This is a genomic window from Streptomyces sp. NPDC050617, assembly GCF_040654795.1.
In the GTDB taxonomy this organism is placed as follows: domain Bacteria; phylum Actinomycetota; class Actinomycetes; order Streptomycetales; family Streptomycetaceae; genus Streptomyces.
On sequence record NZ_JBFAIS010000038.1, the window covers coordinates 49,542 to 69,237 of the forward strand.

Consider the following 19,696-nt stretch of genomic DNA (forward strand, 5'->3'; position numbering starts at 1 on the left):
GGTACCGCCGCCGCTCAGCCCGCCCATCTCCCCGTCGTGAACGCCACCACCATCAAGGCCATCAACGGCCCCGCCACGCACACATACGCCTCCTTCACCCAGCGCCACCGCAGGCTGCACACCGCCAGCCCGATCCACAGCGGCCACCACAGCAACGTCGCGCGCGGCACCGACACGTACCAGTACGAGGTCCCCAACGCCCACAGGCTCAGCGCCATGTAGACCGTCTCCGGCCAGCGCCGCCGCCACGCCAGAACGCCCAGCAGCGCCACCCCCACCAGCATCGCGAGCAGTTCCCCCTGGAACATCACCGCGAACCCCGTGGACTGCACATGACCGAACGCCGACACCCAGGTGTTGTGCCACGCCTCCCACGGCGCGTGGAACTCGCGGTTCCAGCCGCGCTCCTCGGCGTGCTTCCACGCCATCAGGTCGCCCGTACGCGCGTAGAGATAGCCGAAGTAACCGGCGACGGGCAGCGCGGGCAACGCCAGCCACGGCAGCGACCGCAGCCGCTCCCGCAGCCCCCCGCCGCCCAGGAAGAACTCCGCCAGCAGCGCCGCCATCAGGAACAGACCGCTTATGCGAGTGGCCATCGCCCCCATCGCCAGCAGCGACGCCAACGGCCACCGGCCCCGCTTCGCCGCCAGCCAGGCAGGCAGCGCGAAGGCCAGGAAGATCGCCTCCGTATAGCCCGCCGCCAGGAACACCGCACACGGCGAGAGCAACAGGAAGAACGCGGCCCGCCGCCCGACGTCCACACCCTCCCCGGCCGCCGCCCCAGTCCGCTCGCCGCCGCCCAGATACAGCCGCGCGATACGGGCCAGCGCCACCACCGCGACGGCCCCCGCCACGAACGAGATCAGCAGCCCGCAAAGCGTCCACCCCACACCCAGCGAATGCAGCAGCCGCACCAGCGCCGGGAAGCCCGGGAAGAACGCCTCCCGGTTGTCCGGCTGCGCACTGCCCACCGCACCCTGGCCGTTGAAATAGCCGAACTCCGCTATTCGCTTGAAATGCCCCCAGTCCCACTGGTCCCAGCGGGCCACCCACGGAGCCGGCTCCTTCGCCCCCGGATCATTGGGAAAGATCCACGCGGCGGTGTACACGATGACCCAGACACCGATCCGGCTCAGCAGATACAAGCGCAGCACCGACCAGTCGGCCGGGGACAGCCGGCGCCACGGTCGGCGCCACGACCCCGATCCGGTCTCGTACGGGCCGACGGGCCGCAGCGCCTCCAACGACGGTGCAGTGACCATGGGTGAACGTCTCCTGACGCGGCGCCCGAAGGGCGCGGGAACCAGCTGGCGGCAGACCACCGCCGGGGTACGGACAAAGAACATAAGGACAAAAGTGCGAAGGGAGGAAACAGACAAGGGCGAGAACCGGACCCATGGCCGGACCAGGACTACGGCGGCCCGCCGGATCGCAGAGACGACAAAGAGGAGAGAGAAGAAAGAGAAGAGCCGGAAGAAACAGAAACAGAAGTGGAAGAAGAAGTAGAAGTAGAGGCAGTGGAAGAAGACGCGGACGACGGATCGGACTCCCGCGTCGAACCGAGCGTCGAAGACGGCGTGGACGAGGGCGGATACGACGGACTCGACGACCCCGCACCCCCCTCCGGAGGCCCCGTCTCACGCCCGCCCGTACGCTCCGTGGACGACGGCGCGGGCACACCCGACGGCACACCCGCCGGCGCCGTACCACCGCCACCGTCCCCGCCGGCCCGCGCCAGCACGGCCGCCACCGTCCCGCTCCCCCCGCCCACCACCAGACACGCCACCGCCGCGAACGCCGCCACCCGGCGCTGCCGCCGCCGTCTGCCACGCGCCGCCACCACCGCCATCGGCACCGGCGCCGCACCGCCCTGCCCGGCCGCCGCCAGCCCCTTCAGCCCGGCGGCCAGCCGGTCGGAACCGCCGGAATCACGCCGGTAGGAGTCGTACCGGCCCGAAACGTCAGCGCCGTCAGAACCGTCAGACACCGGGAGCCTCCTCGGAGTACGGGTCGCGCAACCGCCCGGCGAGCGCCGCCCGACCGCGCGACAGATGAGTCTTGACCGTCCCGCCGGACAGCCCCGTCTCGGCGGCGATCTGCTCGACGGACAGGTCACACACGTAGTGCAGCGTCACGGTCCGGCGCTGCTGCGGCGACAATTCCCGCAGTGCCTCCACCAGCTCCACCGGGCCCGTATCCGGACCCGCCACCTCCGGCGGCCCGCCATGCCGCCGCCAGGCATCCTCCGCCCGCCGCAGCCCACGCCACCGGCTCACCGCGAGCCGCCACGCGACCTTACGGATCCACGCCTCCGGAGCCCCGTCCCGAGCCAGCTGCCGCCGCCGGCTCCAGCCCCGGACGAACGCCTCCTGCACCACGTCCTGAGCCTCGTGCAGATCGCCGAGCATGACGTAGAGCTGGCCCGTGAGCCGTCTGACCGCGTGCTCGTAGAACTCCTCGAACTCCTCGACGGTCAAACCGGGCTCCAAATCCGTTCGGTCTCACACCCCATACGCACGGGACCCCGCCGCCGGTTGACAGCGAACGGCAGAAATCCGCGAAACCGAGCCGCGGGACGAACGACAAGAGCGCCGGACGACCGGCAGGACCGGCACCGGACGCACGCCACACCGCAAGAACGGACGACTACCCGCCCGTAAAACCCACACTCACGACGAACCCCCCGGAATCACCGCGGACACCCGGAAACCACCCGAGTCCGTCGGCCCCGACACGAACACCCCGCCCAGCGCCGACACCCGCTCCCGCATCCCCACCAGACCGTTCCCGCCGCTCGGCAACCGCACATCCGCACCTCCGTCCGACGGCCCGTTCTCCACCTGCAACGCGACCTCCGCCTCCCGACGCGCCAACCGCACCCGCGCCTTCGCACCCGGCGCGTGCTTGTGCACATTGGTCAGCGCCTCCTGGACGACCCGGTACGCCGTCTGCTCCACCGACGACCCGTACGACCGCTCCGCACCCTCCGCCAGCAGCTCCACGACCATCCCCGCCGCCCGCGACTGCCCGACCAGATCCTCCAGATCAGCGAGGCACGGACCCTCCCCGCCCTCACCCGTAACCAACGTCACACCACCCGCAGCCTCGGCCCCCGGCCCCGCCTCCGCCGGACCACCCGAAGCCACCGCCACAGCCGCCGCCGCCAACCGCGTCGGCTCGGCAGCCGACGGCTTCTCCGCCACCTGCCCCTCCGGCGTCCTGCGCAGCACCCCGAGCATCTCCCGCAACTCGGTCAGCGCCTGCCGCCCCATATCCCCCACCAGAGCCGCGTTCCTCGACGCCTTCTCCGGATCCTTCACCGCGACCGCCTGCAACGCCGCCGCATGCACCACCATCAACGACACCCGATGCGCCACCACATCGTGCATCTCACGCGCGATCCGCGTCCGCTCCTCACTCCGCGCCCACTCCGCACGCTCCTCCGCCCGATCCGCCAGCAGCGACAGCTCCCGCTCCAGACCATCCGCCCGCTCCCGCAGACTCTCCACCAACCGACGCCGCGCCCCGACATACATCCCCAACAGCACCGGCGGCCCCGACAACCCCAGCGCCACCAGCACCGAAATCGCCGCGATCAGCCACACACCCGGCGTATAACCGTCCTGCGCCATATCCCGGTCGAACCGCACGAACACCACGATCAACGACCCCACGACGGACATCCCCGCCAGCACCGCGATGATCCGACGCGGCACATCCGACGCCGCCAGCGTGTACAACGCCACCACGCCCAGCAAAAACCCCATCTGCGCCGGCGTCACAGCGATCGACACCAGCACCGCCGCCACCGGCCACCGCCTGCGCAGCAGCATCACCGACCCGGCCAGCGCCCCCACCAGCACCCCGAACCCCAACGGCAGCGACGCCTCGCGCGAGAACCCGGCCCCCTCCACCACGCACTCCAGCACCGAGACCAGAGTCAGACAGACATCCAGCACCAGACTCCGACGCCGCGCCCACCACCACGGCCCCGTCGGCGCACCTCGCACGCCCATTCCTGCGGCTTCCCCCGTTGCGGTCATGCCATCCAGCGTAAAGGGGGACGCCACCGGTTATCCGCTACGCGCAGCAGCACGCACCCGACCCGAACACACACGAAAAGCCCCCTATTCATCCGAACTATCGAATCGACCACGCTTTCGCCCCCTCTGTCCACGCGAACGGCGAGGCTGCCGCCATGACTGATGAACACGGGCGAGACCTACCGAGGCTGCCTCGTGGTCCGGGTGCGGCAAAGCGCCGACCTATACCGTCGCATCGAAGGCTGGTGGTACGGCATAGTGTTGGGAGCAAGGTCGACAGCCTGACGCGATGTCCGGTTTAGACACTTATTATCCCCCGTGGTGTAATCAGGCAGCACTATGGTTTTTGGTACCATCTGTCCAGGTTCGAATCCTGGCGGGGGAGCAAGCTGAGTTCGGGTCCTGACCCCCAGGTCAGGACCCTTCCTCGTTTCAGGTCACTTACGCACCGGTATCCTTCGGTTGTCCACCACCCGAAGCCGAAGGGCACACCCGTGAGCGCCAACCGCCCGGCAGCCGTCGTCGTCCTCGCAGCGGGTGAGGGCACCCGCATGAAGTCGGCTACCCCCAAGGTCCTGCACGCGATCTGCGGACGGTCTCTCGTCGGACATGTCGTCGCCGCCTCCCGCGAGCTGGATCCCGAGCACCTCGTCGTGGTGGTCGGGCATGCCCGCGAGGAGGTCTCCGCGCATCTCGCCGAGATCGATCCCGCCGTCCACACCGCCGTGCAGCACGAGCAGAACGGCACCGGCCATGCCGTGCGCATCGGGCTGGAGGCGCTGAGCGACGGCGGCGTCGCGCTCGACGGCACGGTCGTCGTCGTCTGCGGCGACACCCCGCTGCTGACCGGCGCGACGCTGCGGCAGCTCGCCGAGACCCACGCCGCCGACCGGAACGCGGTCACCGTGCTCTCCGCCGAGGTCCCGGACTCGACCGGGTACGGGCGGATCGTGCGGGACGGCGCCAGCGGCGCGGTGACCGCGATCGTCGAGCACAAGGACGCCACGGAGGCGCAGCGCGCGATCAAGGAGATCAACTCCGGTGTGTTCGCGTTCGACGCGCAGTTGCTGACGGACGCGCTGGGCAAGGTGCGTACGGACAACAGCCAGGGTGAGGAGTACCTCACGGATGTGCTCGGCATCCTGCGGGAGGCGGGGCACCGGGTGGGGGCGGCCGTGGGTGGTGATCACCGGGAGATTCTGGGGATCAACAACCGGGTGCAGCTCGCCGAGGCGCGCCGGCTGCTCAATGAGCGGCTGTTGAACGCGGCGATGATGGCGGGTGTGACGGTCGTGGATCCGGCGACCACGTGGGTGGATGTGTCGGTCGAGTTCGAGCCGGACGCGCTGGTGCATCCGGGTTCGCAGCTGCTGGGTTCGACGCGGCTGGCGGCCGGGTGCGAGGTGGGGCCGAACGCGCGGTTGAAGGACACGTCGGTGGGTGCGGGCGCGGTGGTCACGAATACGGTCTCGGACGGTGCGGAGATCGGTGCGGGGGCGAGTGTGGGTCCGTACGCGTATCTGCGGCCGGGTACGCGGCTGGGTGTGAAGTCGAAGGCCGGTACGTATGTGGAGATGAAGAACGCCGTGATCGGCGAGGGTACGAAGGTGCCGCATCTCTCGTATGTGGGTGACGCGACGATCGGTGAGTTCACCAATATCGGCGCGGCGAGTGTCTTTGTGAATTACGACGGTCAGGCGAAGCACCACACCACGGTGGGGGCTCATTGCCGTACCGGTTCGGACAACATGTTTGTGGCTCCTGTCACGGTCGGGGACGGTGCTTATACGGCGGCGGGGTCGGTCATCACGAAGGATGTGCCGCCTGGTTCGCTGGCGGTGGCCCGTGGCCAGCAAAGGAATATCGAGGGTTGGGTGGCGCGTAAGCGTCCGGGGAGCGCCGCCGCGCAGGCTGCTTCCGCCGCTGGTGCGAAGCCTGACGCCGAGCAGTGATCGCGAAGGGGTGCGTCGTGCGGGGCGTACCGTGATAGGCGCGCACAAAGTGCCCACCATTTCATTGAGCTGGCAAGGAGACCGTGCTGTGACCGGGATCAAGACGACCGGCGAGAAGAAGCTGATGCTCTTCTCCGGCCGCGCCCACCCCGAGCTTGCGGAGGAGGTCGCTCATCAGCTTGGGGCGCACCTGGTCCCGTCGAAGGCGTTCGACTTCGCCAATGGCGAGATCTATGTCCGTTTTCAGGAGTCGGCGCGTGGTGCCGATTGCTTTGTGATGCAGAGCCATACGGCTCCCATCAATAAGTGGATCATGGAACAGTTGATCATGGTCGATGCGCTGAAGCGGGCTTCCGCCGAGAGCATCACCGTGATCCTGCCGTTCTACGGCTATGCCCGGCAGGACAAGAAGCACCGCGGCCGTGAGCCGATCTCGGCGCGGCTGATCGCCGATCTGCTGAAGACGGCGGGTGCGGACCGCATCGTGACGGTGGACCTGCACACGGACCAGATCGTGGGCTTCTTCGACGGGCCGGTGGACCACCTGTTCGCGCTGCCGGTCCTCGCGGACTACGTGGGTGCGAAGGTCGACCGTTCGAAGCTGACGATCGTCTCGCCGGACGCGGGGCGCGTGCGCGTCGCGGACCGGTGGTGCGACCGGCTGGGCGCGCCGCTGGCGATCGTGCACAAGCGGCGGGACAAGGACGTGGCCAATCAGGTCACCGTGCACGAGGTCGTCGGCGATGTGGAGGGCCGGGTGTGCGTCCTGGTCGACGACATGATCGACACGGGCGGCACGATCTGCGCGGCGGCGGACGCGCTGTTCGCGAATGGTGCGGAGGACGTCATCGTGACGGCTACGCACGGTGTGCTGTCGGGTCCGGCGGCGGACCGGCTGAAGAACTCGAAGGTGAGCGAGTTCGTCTTCACGAACACCCTGCCCACCCCGAGCGAGCTGGAGCTCGACAAGATCACGGTGCTGTCGATGGCGCCGACGATCGCGCGGGCGGTGCGCGAGGTGTTCGAGGACGGTTCGGTGACGAGTCTCTTCGAGGAGCAGGCCTGACGGCTCCGGGCCCCGTCTGACGGGGTGGGCGACCGCGGTCGCTTGATCGATTTCTGGGCGGCCTCCCCGCCGGGTAGACTCACAGGGTTGCTCGGCGAGGGAGGCCGCATCCGTGTGGTGCGGCGGTCCGTTATCGACGCGCTCTTCGTAGCAGGTCTGTCGTGGGCCGGGTGACGCCCGCTGGATACGTCTACTACGAGGAGTCACCATGGCCGAGGTCAAGCTCGCCGCCGATGTCCGTACCGAGTTCGGCAAGGGCGCCGCGCGCCGTGTGCGCCGCGAGGACAAGGTTCCCGGCGTCATCTACGGTCACGGCGGCGACCCGAAGCACGTGGCGATCGACAGCCACGCCCTGATGATGGCGCTGAAGACCCCGAACGTCCTGCTGAACCTGGACGTCGACGGCAAGAGCGAGCTGGTCATCCCCAAGGCTGTGCAGCGTGAGGCCATCCGCGGCTTCCTGGTCCACGTGGACTTCCTGGCGGTCAAGAAGGGCGAGAAGGTCACCGTCGAGATCCCGATCCACACCGAGGGCGACCTGGCGCCGGGCGGCAACCTGCTGGAGCACATCCTCAACACGCTGCCGGTCGAGGCCGAGGCCACCCACATCCCGGAGTCGGTCACGGTCTCCATCGCGGGTCTGGACGCCGGTCACTCGGTGCTCGCCAAGGACATCACCCTGCCGGCCGGCAGCACGCTGGCCGTCGAGGACGACGCCGTGGTGCTCCAGGTCGTCTCGGCGCAGGCCGAGGCCGCCGACGAGTCGGCCGAGGACGCCGAGGGCGCCGAGGCCTGAGCGGTTCCCTCCGCGGGGCGTCCTGGTCCGTGGGCCGGGTGCTTCCCGCGCCGGTAATCTCTTCTTCAGCCGCCGTTCCACGCCGCAGGCGTCGGGACGGCGGCTGAGTGGCTTCAAGGAGACATGCAGATGACGGATGCAGCGGGGCCCTGGCTGATCGTGGGGCTGGGCAATCCCGGCCAGGAGTACGCGGCCAATCGCCACAATGTGGGCTTCATGGTCGCCGATCTGCTCGCGGAGCGGATGGGTTCGAAGTTCAAGGCGCACAAGGCGCGGGCGCAGGTCGTGGAGGGGCGGATCGGGGCGCCGGGTCCGTCGGGCCGCCGGGTGGTCGTCGCGAAGCCGATGTCGTTCATGAATCTGTCGGGTGGTCCGGTGACCGCGCTGCGGGATTTCTACAAGGCGCCGGTGGAGCGGATCATCGCGGTCCATGACGAGCTGGACATCGATTACGGGGCGCTGCGGCTGAAGCTGGGCGGCGGTGACAACGGGCACAACGGGCTGAAGTCGATGACGAAGTCGCTGGGGCCGGATTATCACCGGGTGCGGTTCGGTATCGGGCGTCCGCCGGGCCGTATGCAGGTGGCGGATTTCGTGCTGAAGGATTTCTCCTCCGCCGAGCGCAAGGAGCTGGGCTATTTCGTGGACCGGGCGGCGGATGCGGTGGAGTCGCTGGTCGTGGATGGTCTGGAGCGGGCGCAGAGTACGTACAACTCCTGAGCTCGCTCATGGCGGCGGCCCCTCACCATTCGTGTGGTGAGGGGCCGCCGTCGTGTTGTGCGCGGTGGTGCGGTCAGCCGGTGTTGCGGAGGCCGGCGGCGACGCCGTTGACGGTGAGGAGGAGGGCGCGGCCGAGTACGGGGTCGGGTTCTTCGCCGCGGCCGGCGGCTTCGCGCTGGCGGTGCAGGAGGGTGACCTGGAGGTAGGAGATGGGGTCGAGGTAGGCGTCGCGGACGCGGAAGGTCTGGCGGAGTTCGGGGTTGGCGTCGAGGAGTTCGCGTTCGCCGGTGATGCGCAGGACTTCGCGGATGGTGAGTTCGTGTTCGGCTTCGATGGTGGCGAAGACGTGCTTGAGGTCGTCGGGTACGAGGGTGTCGACGTAGTGCCGGGCGATGCGCAGGTCGGTCTTGGCGAGGGTCATTTCGACGTTGGACAGGAAGTTCTGGAAGAAGTGCCAGTGTTCGTGCATTTCGTCGATGACGGTGTCGAGGCCGGCTTCGCGGGCGGCCTTGAGTCCTGAGCCGACGCCGTACCAGCCGGGGACGATCTGTCGGGACTGGGTCCAGCCGAAGACCCAGGGGATGGCGCGGAGTCCGTCGAGGCCGGCGCCGCTGTCGGGGCGGCGGGAGGGCCGGGAGCCGAGGTGGAGTTCGGCGAGCTGGTCGACGGGGGTGGAGGCGAAGAAGTAGGCGGGCAGGTCGGGGTCTTCGACGAGCTTGCGGTAGGCGTCGTGGGCGGCGTCGGAGACGGTGTCCATGGCGGCGTCCCAGCGGGCGAGCGCCTCGTCGGACTGGCGGGGCGCGGTGTGCAGGGCGGATGCCTGGAGGGTCGCGGCGACGGTCAGTTCGAGGTTTTCGCGGGCGAGGGAGGGGACGAGGTATTTGTCGGAGATGACCTCGCCCTGTTCGGTGACCTTGATCTCGCCTTCGAGGGTGCCCCAGGGCTGGGCGAGGATCGCGTCGTGGGTGGGGCCGCCGCCGCGGCCGACGGTGCCGCCGCGGCCGTGGAAGAGGCGGAGCCGTACGCCGTAGCGGTGGGCGACGTCGCGCAGTCGGCGCTGGGCGCGGTGGATCTCCCATTGGGAGGTGGTGATGCCGCCGAACTTGGAGGAGTCGGAGTAGCCGAGCATGACTTCCTGGACGTCGCCGCGGAGCGCCACGAGCCGTCGGTAGGAGGGGTCGGCGAGCATCTCGTCGAGGATGCGGTCGGCTTCCTTGAGTTCGTCGGTGGTTTCCAGGAGCGGCACGATGCCGATCTTGGCCCAGCCGGCGTGGAGGTCGAGGAGGCCGGCTTCGCGGGCGAGGACAGCGGCGGCGAAGACGTCGTCGGAGCCCTGGCACATGGAGATGATGTAGGACTCGATGACGTCGGGTCCGAAGCTCTCCATGGCCTGGTGGACGGTCTGGAAGACGCCGAGGGTCTTGGCGCCGGCGGCGTCGAGGGGCGCGGGGCTGGGGGCGAGGGGGCGGCGGGAGCGGAGTTCCTTGGCGAGGAGCTTGCGCCGGTAGTCGCGGGGCATGTCGGCGTAGCGCCAGGATTCCTCGCCGAGGCGGTCGAAGAGCTGGCCGAGCGCGTGGTGGTGGGCGTCGGCGTGTTCGCGTACGTCCATGGTGGCGAGCTGGAGGCCGAAGGCGGCCAGGGTGCGGATGGTGCGCTCCAGGCGGCCGTCGGCGATGAGTTCGCCGCGGTGGGCGCGCAGGGAGTCCTGGAGGAGCTGGAGGTCGGCGAGGAGCTCGGGGGTGCCGAGGTAGTCGCGGCCGCTCTGGTGGGCGGCTCCGGCGGCGAGGCGTTCGCGGGTGTTGACGAGCTTCTGCCGGATGCAGGTGGCCTTGAGGCGGTAGGGCTCTTCGGCGTTGAGGCGCTTGTAGCGGGGGCTGATCTCGGGGAGGAGTTCGAGGTCGTGCTGGAGGGAGGTGAGGAGTTCGTCGGTGGCGCCGCAATTGCGGATGGAGTTGGAGAGGGCGGCGCGGAGGGTGTCGATGACCTCGAGGGCATCGGTGATGCCGTGTTCGTGCTGGAGGATCAGGACGTCCCAGGTGACCTGGGGGGTGACGTTGGGGTTGCCGTCGCGGTCGCCGCCGATCCAGGTGCCGAAGGTGAGGGGGCGGGTGGTGGCGGGGAGGGGGGCGCCGACTCGGGCGAGTTCGGCGGCGAGGTCCTCGAGGACGTCTCCGACGGCGTTGGTGTGGAGTTCGTCGAGATAGTAGATGGCGTTGCGGGCCTCGTCGGCGGGCTCGGGGCGGACGACGCGGAGTTCGTCGGTCTGCCAGAGCAGGTCGATGTTCTCGGCGAGGCGCAGGTCGGTGCGGCGCTTGTCGCCGGTGGCGAGGGTGTCGAGGAGTTCCGCGATGCGGCGGAGCTTGTTGAGTACGGAGCGGCGGGCCGCTTCGGTGGGGTGTGCGGTGAAGACGGGGCGGACGCCGAGGTTCTGGACGGTCTGCCTGAGGTGTTCGGGGTCGGCGTCCTTCAGCTGGTCGGCGGTGCGGGTGAGGATGGATCCCTCGGCGGCTCGGCGGGTGCTGAGTTCGCGGCCGCGATGTACCTGTTCGGTGACGTTGGCGAGGTGGAAGTAGGTGGAGAAGGCCCGTACGAGCTTGGCGGCGGTGGCGAGGTCGGTGGCGCCGAGGAGGTCGGCGGCGGCTTCGCCGTCGGTGCGGGTGAGGGCTCGTACGCGCTCGACGAGGTCGAGGAGTTCGGGGCCTTCCTGGCGCACGAGGGTCTCGCCGAGGAGGTCGCCGAGGCGGCGGATGTCGGCGCGCAGGGCTGCGTTGGTCGTTTCGCCGTTGGTGGTGCCGGTGTCGTCAGTCGTGTCGGTGACGGCGCCGTCGGCGGCTGTACGGGTGTTGTCGGCACTGCTCACGGGGGCGGCTCCTTGCAGTGTTCTGAGCACGTCTGGAGAGGTTGCGGACCGCGCTGTCCGACCGCGACCCAGGATAGGTGGCTGCGACGCGCTGTCATCCACAGCCCTATTGCCCGATACGCGTGCCCTGCCATACTTACGTAGCCGTAGGTTACGGAACCGTAGCCGTGTGTCGAACCCCCATGAGGGATGCCATGACTGCAAGCCCCGACGTGATCGAAGACGCGCCGAAGGCCCAGGAACCCACCTTGACCTCTGCCACTCTGGGTGGCGACGACAAGCGGTCGGTCGAGCAGATCGCGCTGTTGCTGTTCATCACGGTGCCGTTTGTGGCGCTGGTCGCCGCGGTGCCCCTGGCGTGGGGCTGGGGGGTCTCCTGGCTGGATCTGGGGCTGATGGTGGCGATGTATTACATCGGCTGCCATGGCATCACGATCGGTTTCCACCGCCATTTCACGCATGGCGCCTTCAAGGCGAAGCGGCCGTTGAAGATCGCGCTGGCGGTGATGGGGTCGCTGGCGGTCGAGGGGCCGCTGGTGCGCTGGGTGGCGGATCACCGCAGGCATCACCGGTTCTCGGACGCGGAGGGGGATCCGCACTCCCCGTGGCGGTTCGGCGAGACGGTGCCGGCGCTGATGAAGGGGCTGTGGTGGGCCCATATCGGCTGGATGTTCGACGAGGAGCAGACGCCGCAGCACAAGTACGCGCCGGATCTGATCAAGGACTCGGCGCTCCGCCGGGTCTCGCGGCAGTTCGTGCTGTGGACGGTGGTGTCGCTGATGATTCCGCCGCTGGTCGGCGGTCTGGTGACGTGGTCGTGGCAGGGCGCCGCGACGGCGTTCTTCTGGGGGTCTCTGGTGCGGGTGGCGCTGCTGCACCATGTGACGTGGTCGATCAACTCGATCTGTCACGCGGTGGGGAAGCGGCCGTTCAAGTCGCGGGACCGGTCGGGCAATGTGTGGTGGCTGGCGGTGCTGTCCTGCGGTGAGTCGTGGCACAACCTGCACCACGCGGACCCGACGAGCGCGCGGCACGGGGTGCTGCGGGGGCAGCTGGACTCCAGCGCCCGGCTGATCCGCTGGTTCGAGCGGGCGGGGTGGGCGTACGACGTGCGCTGGCCGGACGCGGCCCGTATCGCGTCGCGCCGCGAGCCGTCCGGGGCGGAGGCCGGGAAGGGCTCCTCGGTGGCGGCCGGCGGGCCGTCGCGCGACGGGGGCGACGGCGGCGGTGGCGGGGGCGGAGACGGGTCGGGCGGAAATTCAGGGAAGGGCGAGGCCGCGCAGGCGGCATGATTGAGGCGTGGCGATCGACAGCAGCACGAGCAATGGCAAGGACCGGACCCCCGCGCCGGGGGCCCGCCGCTCCCGCCGCGTCCGTATGACCGGCAAGGAGCGGCGCGAGCAGCTGCTGGACATCGGCCGCACGCTTTTCGCCGAGCGGGGGTTCGAGGGCACGTCGGTGGAGGAGATCGCGGCGAAGGCCGGGGTCTCCAAGCCGGTGGTGTACGAGCACTTCGGCGGCAAGGAGGGGCTGTACGCGGTGGTGGTGGACCGCGAGATGCGGCAGCTCCTGGACATGGTGACGGGGGCGCTGACCGCGGGCCATCCGCGTGAGCTGCTGGAGCAGGCGGCGTTCGCGCTGCTGGATTACATCGAGACGTATACGGACGGCTTCCGGATTCTGGTGCGGGATTCGCCGGTGGCGCAGTCGACAGGCACGTTCGCGTCGCTGATCAGCGATATCGCCACGCAGGTCGAGGACATTCTGGGGCTGGAGTTCAAGGCGCGGGGCTTCGACGCGAAGCTGGCGCCGCTGTACGCGCAGGCGCTGGTGGGCATGGTGGCGCTGACGGGCCAGTGGTGGCTGGATGTGCGCAAGCCGAAGAAGGCCGAGGTGGCGGCGCATCTGGTGAATCTGGCGTGGCACGGCCTGGACGGTCTGGAGCCGAAGCCGCGCCTGATAGGCCACCGGCGGGCCTGAGAAGGGCGGGAGCGTTCCGTTCCGCGGGCTCGGCGGCACTTGCGAGCCGGAAAAAGCCGGGAAGGGGGCGCTCCTCCTGGTGCGCCCCTCCCCCCCCGCGGGCGGTGTCAGCCGTCCAGCGGCTCCAGGAATTCCAGCCGGTTGCCCACCGGGTCCTCGGTGTAGAAGCGCTTGTGGCCGGGCAGGGCGTCGTCCCGCACGGTCGTGACGCCGTGGTCCGCGAGGCGGCGGGCGTAGGCGTCGAGGCCGTGGACGCGGAGGCCCGGGTGAGCCTGCCTGGCGGGTGTGAAGTCCGCCTCGACGCCCAGGTGCAGCCGGACGTCGCCGGCCGCGAACCAGCAGCCGCCGCGGGCGGCGAGTTCGGGGGGCTTGGGGATCTCCGTCATGCCGAGCGCGTGCACGTAGTAGGCGCGCAGGAGGTCCTCGCTGCCGGGCGGCGCGGCGAGCTGGACGTGGTCGAGCGCAGTGATCACCTCGGGTTCCCGGGCCGGGTGCGGGCGACGACGAAGATGCGCCGGAAGGGGAAGACGGTGCCGTGCGGGCCCGTGGGGTACGCCTTGCGGAGCAGGTCGCGGTATTCGCCGAGGAATTCCTCGGTGGCTTCCTCGTCGCCTTCCAGCGCGGTCAGCACGGGCCGCAGCGCGGTGCCCTTGACCCAGTCGAGTACGGGGTCGGGGCCGGCCAGCAGCTGGACGTAGGTGGTCTCCCAGGCGTCGACGTCGCAGCCGAGGCCGGTGAGGCGTTCGAGGTAGTCGGCGGGGTCGAGGATGTGGACGAAGCGGCGGCCGTGGCCGTCGAGGCGTTCGCGCCAGCGGGGGGTGTCGCAGAGCTCGCCGAGTATGGCGTGGCTGGGCGAGGTGAAGTTGCCGGGGACCTGGAAGGCGAGGGTGCCGCCGGGGTGCAGGGCGTCGACCCAGGTTTCGAGGGAGTCGGGGTGGTTGGGCACCCATTGGAGGGCGGCGTTGGAGACGATCAGGTCGTAGGGCTCGTCGGGGGTCCAGTCGGCGGCGTCGGCGGGGGCGAAGTCGAGCCGTCCGCCGCCGGCGGTGGGGCCCTCGCGGGAGGCGGCTTCGGCGAGCATCTCGGCGGAGCTGTCGAGGCCGGTGATGTGGGCGTCGGGCCAGCGGTCGGCGAGGAGGGCGGTGACGTTGCCGGGGCCGCAGCCGAGGTCGGCGATGCGGGCGGGGCGGCCGGCGGCGGGCAGTTCCGGTATGCGGGCGAGGAGATCGTGGAAGGGGCGGGTCCGGTGGCTGGCGTGGCGGAGGTACTGCTGCGGATCCCAGGTTGGTGCGCGGTGCATGTTCGAGCCCCCTTGCAGGTACGGACTTTCCGAAGCGGGACGGCGCTTCCCGCGAACGATGCCCAGCATCCCCGCATATATATCTTGACGTCAAGAGACTTCATGTCGACAGACCCTTTACACTGATCGCCATGGAGGACGAGGTCGATCGACTGGTCGCAGCATGGCGCCGCGAGCGCCCGGACCTCGACGTGGAACCGCTGGAGGTGCTGAGCCGCGTCTCCAGACTCGCACGCCACCTCGACCGGGCGCGCAGGATCGCCTTCTCCGAGCATCAGCTGGAGCCCTGGGAATTCGACGTCCTGACCTCGCTGCGGCGCGCCGGGGCCCCGTACCAGCTCTCTCCCGGCCAGCTGCTGACGCAGACGCTGGTCACCTCCGGCACGATGACCAACCGCATCGACCGGCTCGCCAAGAAGGGCCTCGTCGAGCGGCTGCCCGACCCCAGCGACCGGCGCGGCGTGCTGGTGCGGCTCACCCCCGAGGGGCGCGACCGCGCCGACCAGGCGCTCGCCGGGCTGCTCGCGCAGGAGCGCGCGATCCTGGTCGAGCTGTCCCGGCCGCAACGCCGTGAACTGGCCGATCTGCTACGCCAGCTGACCGCCCCGTTCGACAATATCCCCGGCTAGGTCGACCGGGCCCACCCCGGCCCGGCGGGCCAGCGCCACGGCGGCGAGCGTGGAGTGCACACCGAGCTTGCCCAGCACGTTCTGCATGTGCGTGCGGACCGTGTGCGGGGAGAGATAGAGCCGCTCGGCGACCGCCTTGCGGCCCAGCCCCGCGACCATGCAGCGCAGCACCTCGCGCTCGCGCGGGGTCAGCGACTCGACCAGCCGCTCGCTCTCGGTGCGGTGCTTGCGGGCCGCCGTCAGCTCCCGCAGCACGCCCGTCAGCAGCGCGGGCGGCAGATGCGTCTCGTCCCGCAGCACGCCCCGGATGACGGCGAGCAGCCGGGAGAGGGAGCAGTCCTTGGCGACCCAGCCGGAGGCCCCGGCCTGGAGCGCCGCCGCCGCCCGGCGCGCGTCGTCGCGCTCGGCCAGCACCACGGTCCGTACGCTCGGCTGCCCGGACCGTACGCCCGCCACCAGCGAGATGCCGTCCACCGCGGTGTCCGCGGTCTCGCGCCCCTGGAGGTGCGCGGGGCCCGGTACGCGCGCGACGTCGCCGGCCGCGGCGCCGAGGTCGGCGTCGACGAGCAGCACGTCGAAGCGGCGGCCCTCCGCGGCGGCGCGCTCCAGTGAGCGCAGCGCCGCCGGACCGCTGCCCGCGGCCGCGACCTCCACGTCCTGCTCGGCCGCGAGCGCTGCGGCGAGGGACTCGGCGAAGATGCGGTGGTCGTCGACCACCAGTACCCGAATACGTGCCACAGCCACCCCCATGTCAGATGTCAGTGGATCGCGGAGAAACCAGTGCGGGTACGGCGCCCGGTTCAGGGGTCGCCACTGCCGCACGGCCGCCGCCGTGCTGTGACGTCTACCCGCCCCCGGGCGTCGTACCTGCCTGTCTCGCCCCCTGATCGGCGTCGGCCCCCACCGACGCTGTGCATCAGAGTACGGCGGGGGTACGACAACGGAAGGCGATTCACAAAACTGGCCGCTCCCTGTGTTCAGGGTGTGTTCCCTGTCCGGTCCTGGGGCGGTCCGTACCGCAGAACGACGTGAATTGATCCGTTCCCGCGGCCAAAAGACGTCTGGTGTCGGCGAGTTGAGGCGTCACGCCCGCAGTGGGGGCGCTGTCATACGATTCGCCGCGCGCCCCCGCTCGGCTCGGCGGGGAAGACGCGCGGGGCGCGCCGCCCGGCCGCCGCGAACGCGTCGCGCACCGCCTGCTCCACGGCGTCCGCGTCGCCCTCGGCGGTCAGCACGACGGCCGAGCCGCCGAAGCCGCCGCCGGTCATCCGGGCCCCGAGCGCGCCGGCTGCGCAGGCGACCTCGACGACCTGGTCCAACTCGGCGCAGGAGACGCGCAGATCGTCGCGGAGCGAGGCGTGGCCGGCGCTCAGGACGGGGCCGACGGCGCGGGCGTACCCGGCGTCGAGGAGGGCGATGACCTGCTCGACGCGGTGGTTCTCGGTCACGACGTGGCGCACGTACCGGCGGACCTTGTCGTCGTCCAACCGGTCGAGTGCGGCGGGCAGTTGCTCGTAGGGGACGTCGCGCAGCGCGCGTACGCCGAGCGCCCGCGCGCCCGCCTCACAGCCGGCGCGCCGCTCGGCGTACGCGCCGTCTCCCAGTTCGTGTTTCACACGGGTGTCCACGACGAGGAGGGTCAGCCCGTGGGCCGCCAAATCGAACGGCACGTGGCGCTGGGTGAGGTCGCGGGTGTCGAGGTGGAGGGCGTGGCCCTCGGCGCAGCAGGCGGCGGCCATCTGGTCCATGATGCCGCAGGGGACGCCGACGAAGTCGTTCTCGGCGTGCTGGGAGACGCGGGCGAGGCGCCGCGGGTCGAGCCCGAGCCCGTAGAGGTCGCTCAGGGCGAGGGCGGTGGCGACTTCGAGGGCGGCGGAGGAGGAGAGGCCCGCGCCGGTGGGCACGGTGGACTCGAAGTGCAGGTCCGCGCCGGGGACGGGGTGGCCGGCCTCGCGCAGGGCCCAGACGACGCCGGCGGGGTAGGCGGCCCAGCCGCCGCCGTCCCCGCCGCGGGTGCGGGCCGGTGCGAGGCCATCGGCGCGCAACTCGACGACCTTCCCGTCGCCGTCGGCGGAGTGCAGGCGCAGCACGCCGTCCGTGCGGGCGGAGGCGGCGGCGTGGGTGGTGTGCGGGAGCGCGAACGGCATCACGAAGCCGTCGTTGAAGTCGGTGTACTCGCCGATCAGGTTGACCCGGCCGGGGGCGGCCCAGACGCCGGCGGGTCCGGTTCCGTACACCTCGGCGAAGGCCGCGGCCGCGCGCTCGGCACTCATCTAGTCGCGTTCCTTCTGCTGTGGGGCGGTGCGCTGGGCGAAGTCCCAGGCGTCCGCGACGATGTCGGTGAGGGAGGCGCGGGCGGGGCGCCAGCCGAGGCGCTGTTTGGCGCGTTCGGCGGAGGCGACGAGGACGGCGGGGTCGCCGGCGCGCCGGGGGGCGGTGTGCTGCGGGATGGGGCGGCCGGTGACCTGGCGGACGGTCTCGATGACTTCGCGGACGGAGAAGCCGTTGCCGTTGCCGAGGTTGCACACGAGGTGTTCGCCGCTCCGGGCGGCGGCGAGGGCCAGGAGGTGGGCGTCGGCGAGGTCGGCGACGTGGATGTAGTCGCGGACGCAGGTGCCGTCGGGGGTGGGGTAGTCGTCGCCGTAGACGGAGATCGACTCGCGGGCGCCCTGGGCGACTTGGAGGACGAGGGGGATGAGGTGCGATTCGGGGTGGTGGCGTTCGCCCTGGGCTCCGTAGGCGCCGGCGACGTTGAAGTAGCGCAGGGAGACGGCGGCGAGTCCGTGGGCGGCGCATTCGCCGCTGATCATGTGGTCGACGGCGAGTTTCGTGGCGCCGTAGGGGTTGGTCGGCGCGGTGGGGGCGTCCTCGGTGATGGGGACGGCGGCGGGTTCGCCGTAGGTGGCGGCGGTGGAGGAGAAGACGAGGGTCCGGACGCCCGCGTCGCGCATGGCGGCGAGCAGTTCCGTGGTGCCGCCGACGTTGTTGCGCCAGTACTTGTCGGGGTCGGTGACGGACTCGCCGACCTGCGAGAACGCCGCGAAGTGCAGGACCGCGTCGTAGGAGGGGTCCAGGTGGTCGGCGGCGTCCTGGATGCGGCCCTCGATGAACTCGGTGCCGGCGGGGACCCCTTCGCGGTGTCCGGTGGAGAGGTCGTCGAGTACGGTCACCCGGTGCCCGGCCTCCAGCAGATGGGCCGCGACGACGCTTCCGACATAGCCCGCACCGCCTGTGACCAGGTATTTGTTGCTCACTTACCCGCTACCTCCCGCAGTCGCTCGGCCGCGCGTTCCGGCGGCACATCGTTGATGAACACATTCATGCCGGATTCGGAACCCGCGAGGAACTTCAGCTTGCCGGAAGTGCGGCGGATGGTGAAAAGCTCCAGATGGAGGGCGAAGTCGGCGCGGTCCGGGGCGGTGAGGGGGGCCTGGTGCCAGGCCGCGATGTACGGCGTGGGGGGCTCCGCCTCGCCGAAGATCCGGTCGAAGCGCCGCAAGACTTCCAGATAGACCTGTGGGAACTCTGTGCGCGCGTCGTCGTCGAGGGCGAGCAGGTCGGGTACGCGCCGCTTGGGGTAGAGGTGCACCTCGTACGGCCAGTGGGCGGCGTACGGCACGAAGGCGGTCCAGTGTTCGGCGTCGAGGACGATGCGGCGGCCGTCGGCGTGTTCGTCGGCGAGGACGTCGTCGAAGAGGTTGCGGCCGCCGGTGCTCGCGCGGTGCGCGGCGAGGGAGGCGAGCATCCGCTCGGTGCGGGGGGTGGTGAAGGGGTAGGCGTAGATCTGGCCGTGCGGGTGGCCGAGGGTGACGCCGATCTCCGCGCCGCGGTTCTCGAAGCAGAAGACCTGTTCGACGCCGGGGAGTTGGGAGAGTTCGGCGGTGCGGTCGGTCCAGGCGTCGAGGACGAGGGCGGCCTGTTCCTCGGTGAGGTCGGCGAAGGACGCGCCGTGGTCGGAGGTGAAGCAGACGACCTCGCAGCGGCCGGAGTCGCCGGCCAGGGAGGGGAAGCGGTTCTCGAAGACGGCGACGTCGTAGTCGGCGGCGGGGATCTCGGTGTGCCGTCCGTCGCGGGAGGGGCAGAGCGGGCAGTCGTCGGCCGGCGGGTGGTAGGTGCGGCCCTGGCGGTGGGAGGCGACGGCGACGGCGTCGCCGAGGAGCGCGTCGCGGCGGATCTCGGAGGTGGTGGAGATCGGGTCGAGCGGGCGCTCGTCCACGGCGTCGCGGACCGCGTCGTCGCGCGCGTCGTAGTAGATGAGCTCCCTGCCGTCCGCGAGTCGGGTCGCCGTCTTCTTCACCTGGCTGCTCCTCGCCCTGTCCGTGCGCATGGCCGCTGCCCGCGACCTAACAA

At 70.5% G+C, this 19,696-nt stretch carries 19 protein-coding genes and 1 tRNA gene; 10 read left to right on the forward strand and 10 right to left on the reverse strand.

All coding sequences use genetic code 11. The features are described 5' to 3' along the window. Positions 1-14: 14 nt before the first annotated feature. Positions 15-1,262 (reverse strand): mannosyltransferase family protein, encoded by a 1,248-nt coding sequence (locus AB0I49_RS34290; protein WP_363231107.1) that lies wholly within the window; start codon positions 1,260-1,262, stop codon positions 15-17. On the opposite strand from AB0I49_RS34290, the gene AB0I49_RS34295 reads away from it, so the two are divergent. Continuing rightward, positions 1,261-1,506, forward strand: coding sequence for a hypothetical protein (locus tag AB0I49_RS34295; protein WP_363231108.1), 246 nt, complete (start codon positions 1,261-1,263; stop codon positions 1,504-1,506). The two genes, AB0I49_RS34290 and AB0I49_RS34295, sit on opposite strands and share 2 nt — an antisense overlap. An 11-nt stretch (positions 1,507-1,517) precedes the next feature. After that, entirely contained in the window at positions 1,518-1,940 is a 423-nt protein-coding gene (locus AB0I49_RS34300; protein ID WP_363231109.1) for a hypothetical protein, read from the forward strand. A 39-nt stretch (positions 1,941-1,979) separates the two neighbouring features. Here AB0I49_RS34300 and AB0I49_RS34305 read toward each other — a convergent pair whose 3' ends face one another. Continuing rightward, positions 1,980-2,477 carry a SigE family RNA polymerase sigma factor gene (locus AB0I49_RS34305; protein WP_363231110.1) on the reverse strand — a complete coding sequence of 166 codons (498 nt, stop codon included), beginning with the start codon at positions 2,475-2,477 and terminating at the stop codon, positions 1,980-1,982. Positions 2,478-2,669: 192 nt separating this feature from the next. Then, positions 2,670-4,043, reverse strand: a complete 1,374-nt coding sequence (locus AB0I49_RS34310) for a histidine kinase (RefSeq protein ID WP_363231111.1) — start codon at positions 4,041-4,043, stop codon at positions 2,670-2,672. A gap of 312 nt (positions 4,044-4,355) precedes the next feature. On the opposite strand from AB0I49_RS34310, the gene AB0I49_RS34315 reads away from it, so the two are divergent. From AB0I49_RS34315 to pth, 5 genes are all read left to right on the forward strand, one after another. Further along, positions 4,356-4,428: transfer RNA gene (locus tag AB0I49_RS34315), tRNA-Gln, on the forward strand. 109 nt (positions 4,429-4,537) lie between these two features. Next, positions 4,538-5,995, forward strand: a complete 1,458-nt coding sequence (gene glmU / locus AB0I49_RS34320) for a bifunctional UDP-N-acetylglucosamine diphosphorylase/glucosamine-1-phosphate N-acetyltransferase GlmU (RefSeq protein WP_363231112.1) — start codon at positions 4,538-4,540, stop codon at positions 5,993-5,995. Positions 5,996-6,083: 88 nt separating this feature from the next. Further along, positions 6,084-7,061, forward strand: a complete 978-nt coding sequence (locus AB0I49_RS34325) for a ribose-phosphate diphosphokinase (protein ID WP_363231113.1) — start codon at positions 6,084-6,086, stop codon at positions 7,059-7,061. Positions 7,062-7,269: 208 nt separating this feature from the next. Next, entirely contained in the window at positions 7,270-7,857 is a 588-nt protein-coding gene (locus AB0I49_RS34330; protein ID WP_363231114.1) for a 50S ribosomal protein L25/general stress protein Ctc, read from the forward strand. Positions 7,858-7,986: 129 nt separating this feature from the next. Continuing rightward, positions 7,987-8,577 carry an aminoacyl-tRNA hydrolase gene (gene pth / locus AB0I49_RS34335; protein ID WP_363231115.1) on the forward strand — a complete coding sequence of 197 codons (591 nt, stop codon included), beginning with the start codon at positions 7,987-7,989 and terminating at the stop codon, positions 8,575-8,577. A 73-nt stretch (positions 8,578-8,650) separates the two neighbouring features. On the opposite strand, the gene ppc is transcribed toward pth, so the two are convergent. Further along, positions 8,651-11,338, reverse strand: coding sequence for a phosphoenolpyruvate carboxylase (ppc, locus tag AB0I49_RS34340; RefSeq protein WP_363231133.1), 2,688 nt, complete (start codon positions 11,336-11,338; stop codon positions 8,651-8,653). A 293-nt stretch (positions 11,339-11,631) separates the two neighbouring features. Here ppc and AB0I49_RS34345 point away from each other — a divergent pair, with 293 nt between their 5' ends. After that, positions 11,632-12,729: a fatty acid desaturase gene (locus AB0I49_RS34345; RefSeq protein WP_363231116.1), complete on the forward strand. Its 1,098-nt coding sequence runs from the start codon at positions 11,632-11,634 to the stop codon at positions 12,727-12,729. Positions 12,730-12,736: 7 nt separating this feature from the next. After that, a complete protein-coding gene (locus AB0I49_RS34350; RefSeq protein WP_363231117.1) occupies positions 12,737-13,417 on the forward strand; it encodes a TetR/AcrR family transcriptional regulator in 681 nt (226 codons plus the stop codon). Positions 13,418-13,524: 107 nt separating this feature from the next. On the opposite strand, the gene AB0I49_RS34355 is transcribed toward AB0I49_RS34350, so the two are convergent. Continuing rightward, positions 13,525-13,890, reverse strand: coding sequence for a VOC family protein (locus AB0I49_RS34355; protein ID WP_363231118.1), 366 nt, complete (start codon positions 13,888-13,890; stop codon positions 13,525-13,527). Further along, positions 13,887-14,717: a trans-aconitate 2-methyltransferase gene (locus tag AB0I49_RS34360; protein WP_363231119.1), complete on the reverse strand. Its 831-nt coding sequence runs from the start codon at positions 14,715-14,717 to the stop codon at positions 13,887-13,889. The genes AB0I49_RS34355 and AB0I49_RS34360 overlap by 4 nt, the downstream gene beginning before the upstream one ends. A 131-nt stretch (positions 14,718-14,848) precedes the next feature. Here AB0I49_RS34360 and AB0I49_RS34365 point away from each other — a divergent pair, with 131 nt between their 5' ends. Then, complete coding sequence (locus AB0I49_RS34365; protein WP_030888435.1) at positions 14,849-15,346, forward strand: MarR family transcriptional regulator; 498 nt, start codon at positions 14,849-14,851, stop codon at positions 15,344-15,346. Here AB0I49_RS34365 and AB0I49_RS34370 read toward each other — a convergent pair. From AB0I49_RS34370 to galT, 4 genes are all read right to left on the reverse strand, one after another. Continuing rightward, complete coding sequence (locus AB0I49_RS34370; RefSeq protein ID WP_363231120.1) at positions 15,305-16,084, reverse strand: response regulator transcription factor; 780 nt, start codon at positions 16,082-16,084, stop codon at positions 15,305-15,307. The two genes, AB0I49_RS34365 and AB0I49_RS34370, sit on opposite strands and share 42 nt — an antisense overlap. A 368-nt stretch (positions 16,085-16,452) precedes the next feature. Continuing rightward, positions 16,453-17,619 carry a galactokinase gene (gene galK, locus AB0I49_RS34375; RefSeq protein ID WP_363231121.1) on the reverse strand — a complete coding sequence of 389 codons (1,167 nt, stop codon included), beginning with the start codon at positions 17,617-17,619 and terminating at the stop codon, positions 16,453-16,455. Continuing rightward, entirely contained in the window at positions 17,620-18,600 is a 981-nt protein-coding gene (gene galE / locus AB0I49_RS34380; protein ID WP_363231122.1) for a UDP-glucose 4-epimerase GalE, read from the reverse strand. Then, the gene (gene galT, locus AB0I49_RS34385; RefSeq protein ID WP_363231123.1) at positions 18,597-19,643 is read right to left on the reverse strand and encodes a galactose-1-phosphate uridylyltransferase; all 1,047 of its coding nucleotides are present in this window, start codon (positions 19,641-19,643) and stop codon (positions 18,597-18,599) included. The genes galE and galT overlap by 4 nt, the downstream gene beginning before the upstream one ends. Positions 19,644-19,696: the final 53 nt, after the last annotated feature.